Genomic DNA, 1,826 nt, shown 5'->3' on the forward strand with positions numbered 1-1,826 from the left:
CTGCTCTGGAGTAATTCTGCCGTTTTCTGAAGTACCTGGTCACCGGTCTCGTGGCCCCAGGTGTCGTTAACCCGCTTGAATTTATCCAGGTCCGCCAGTATAACGCTGAAGGGGGTTCCGGAACGCTGGGCCCGAGCCTGTTCCTGCTGCACCAGCGGCATGAATGCCCGCCGATTGAGCAGCCCGGTGAGCGGGTCAGTGGTGGCCATTTCACGCAGACGTTCGCGAGCGATAAACCCTTCGGCGTCAACGATGCGAGCCAGTGCCATCAGGATATTGGTGACCAGCATGATCAGTGCCGGGCCGATGAAGACACCGAGAAGGGTCAGCAAGGGCAGGTCCGCAACCACGGCTGCGATGCAAAAAAGCAGGATCGGCAGCAATACAATCAGTAACCACTCTTTGAAGTTCCGCAGGGAAAGCACCGTGGCCCCGAACAGGGCAATGGTCATGGCATCAGAAACCTGACTCACCATGAGCGGCTCGTACCTGGCGAACAGAAACAGTAATGACAGCGCCATGCCGCTGAGACCAAGGCCCATCAGCCTGAGAAAATAGCGCGCCGGCCAGCGCGGAAGACCGAGCCAGTGGGAGCTCAGTGCAAGCACTGTGGCCGCAAGCAGTGGCAATCGCAGTAACAGCTCATTCTGGCCAAGATCCGCTTCATGGACATGAAAATAGGTGTGGGAGACATGGTAAAGAGAGACCGTCACCAACATCAGCCAGGCGCCGCCATGAACCAGGTGAGACTCGATTTGTTCCTGGTAACGCTCAAAAGCGGGCTTCCACTTGTCCGGGATACTGCTGCGGGATGACGTCACAGGTGCTCTCTCGCAAATGCTGGACTTTCAATCTATTCAGATTATCAACGATAGAATGTATCTGTTCTATAGGGTAAATGGCTTACCTCTTCCTGGATTGTTCAAGGACACGGCTATGACGCAACAGACAGAACTGCACAAGGCACTTGAGGCCATTGACCGGGCAAACCGGCAGGACCCGAACACTGAGGAGGTGGACGGTGAGACGTTGCCGCGGGAATACGCCTACAGCCTGCATATGACCCGCTGGCTGTTCGAGCTCGACCCTGCCCCGTCAGAGCGAATGCAGATCGCCTGCCGCGCCCAGCATATCGAGCGCTGGACCAGGCCCCGTGCCGACTACCCTGAAGGTCGCAAGGCCTATTACCAGTGGCGTCAGGCCTGTGGCCGTTTTCACGGCGAGCGGGCGGCGGAGATCATGGCAGCCTGTGGCTACGGTCCGGAAGAATGCGCGAAAGTGGCGACCATCCTCACCAAGCGGGAGTTGCGCAGCGACGCCGACACCCAGCTTCTGGAAGACGTCGCCTGCATGGTGTTCCTGGAGCGCTATTTCGCAGAGTTCTACCAGCAGAAAGCCGATTATGACCGGGAGAAGTGGCTACGGATCGTGCGCCGTACCTGGGCCAAGATGTCGCCGACTGGCCATGAGGCTGCACTGAAACTGGCGGCAGGCATGCCGGCTCACCTGCTGGAGCTGTTACAGGAAGCCTTGAGCGAAACCGGTCAGGACTGACCGGCTGCGGGCACGACTCAGAAGGTTAGCGTCTTCTGTTCTTCGACGGTTTCGCCGTTCTGGTCTTGCCACTGAAAATTCAGTTCACCCCGTTGTGTTGGCGTCATGGCGAACTGAACGTAGGGGTTGGCCGAGGTGCCGGTATAGAAACGGCTGCGGAACACCGGCTCCCCGTCCAGGGTGACGGTCAGTGATTCCACCAGCTGCTGGGCAATATCTTCAGCGTCCTCGCCGTCCGGGCGCAATCCGGTTTCCATGGGGTGATTGATCAG

Annotated in this window: 3 protein-coding genes; 1 reads left to right on the forward strand and 2 read right to left on the reverse strand. The window is 58.4% G+C overall.

Translation table 11 applies throughout. The annotated features are described in order from the left end of the window. On the reverse strand, positions 1–821 hold an 821-nt coding region (locus AAC035_RS21145; RefSeq protein WP_339807095.1), incomplete at its 3' end, for a diguanylate cyclase. Positions 822–936: 115 nt separating this feature from the next. Here AAC035_RS21145 and AAC035_RS21150 point away from each other — a divergent pair. Further along, positions 937–1,554, forward strand: a complete 618-nt coding sequence (locus AAC035_RS21150; protein WP_339807096.1) for a DUF4202 domain-containing protein — start codon at positions 937–939, stop codon at positions 1,552–1,554. Between the two features lie 17 nt (positions 1,555–1,571). Here the strand turns inward: AAC035_RS21150 and AAC035_RS21155 are convergent. Next, the coding region (locus tag AAC035_RS21155; RefSeq protein WP_339807097.1) for a thiosulfate oxidation carrier complex protein SoxZ at positions 1,572–1,826 on the reverse strand (255 nt) is incomplete at its 5' end.

This window comes from uncultured Marinobacter sp., from assembly GCF_963974375.1.
Lineage (GTDB): Bacteria > Pseudomonadota > Gammaproteobacteria > Pseudomonadales > Oleiphilaceae > Marinobacter.